This is a genomic window from Providencia sp. PROV201, from assembly GCF_028479545.1.
GTDB lineage: Bacteria > Pseudomonadota > Gammaproteobacteria > Enterobacterales > Enterobacteriaceae > Providencia > Providencia huaxiensis.
On the sequence record NZ_JAMPNW010000062.1, the window covers coordinates 1 to 1053 of the forward strand.

Below are 1053 nucleotides of genomic sequence, written 5' to 3' on the forward strand. Positions count from 1 at the left end.
TTTACCGACCCGTTGTGGCCGCTCTTGTGTCGAAAGGCAAGAGATAAGTAAGCATGAGTACTACAAGACAAAGTAAGAAAGCTAGGCACTCAAGTCCGCCTAAGCATAGCAAGTCAATTCATTTAAAAGTGACATTGGACTGGCGGCTTAGTGCACGACACACGAGTGCCGAAGCACTGTTATTACTAGATAGTGGAGCTACTGGCCCAGTGTTAAGTAGCCAATGGGTTAAAACCACCCAAGCTCCTTGTGTCCGGAGAAGGATCCAGACACCCATACGTGATGCAAGCGGTAACCACATACCAGGATCGGGTCTTCATTATACCAAGCCATTGGACTTGAAGATAGGCGATCATGTGAATAGTATGCGCTTTGAGGTAGCGGATATCGCGGATACAAGAGTTGATGGATATCTACCTATGTCATGGTTGAAGGATCACAATCCCGACATAGATTGGAAATTAGGATCGCTGACCTGGCGCTCAGATTTCTGTAAGGCGAATTGTCTGACAGAGCAGAGGCGGTTAGTATATATGTCCGATGAGGAGCTACTAGCTGAAGATCCCGAAAATGTGTATTTTCTCGGGACAGTCCAATTTTCGGATGAGAAAGGTGAAGACATATCACTGCAACTCCTTCCAGAGTATAAGGACTTTGGAGATGTCTTCAGTCAAGAGAGGATAGATGCGTTACCGGAACATACAAAGTATGATCATAGAATCGAACTGATTCCCGGAAGCACACCTCCCTTTGGACCCATATATCCGTTGTCAGAGAAGGAGCTGAAAGCGCTCCGAGAGTTTCTCAATGAGATGTTGAGAACGGGGAAGATCAAGCGATCTACTTCCTCATGTGCAGCCCCGATATTATTTGTCCCAAAGCCAGATGGCTCGTTAAGACTGGTGATAGATTATAGAGGGCTGAACAAGATAACGGTGAAGAACAAGTATCCGCTCCCGTTAATGAATGAGCTTAGAGAAAGGTTGGCTAAGGCCACAGTCTATACCCTAATGACCTAAAGAATGGTTACTGGGGGATCCGGATGGCTTGTAA

Annotated in this window: 1 protein-coding gene; it reads left to right on the plus strand. The window is 46.1% G+C overall.

Going from position 1 to position 1053, the window contains the following annotated elements:
- The first annotated feature begins 533 nt into the window (after nt 1-533).
- Nucleotides 534-1019, plus strand: a complete 486-nt coding sequence (locus tag PR809_RS20070; protein ID WP_272524698.1) for a hypothetical protein — start codon at nt 534-536, stop codon at nt 1017-1019.
- The last annotated feature ends 34 nt before the right edge of the window (nt 1020-1053 follow it).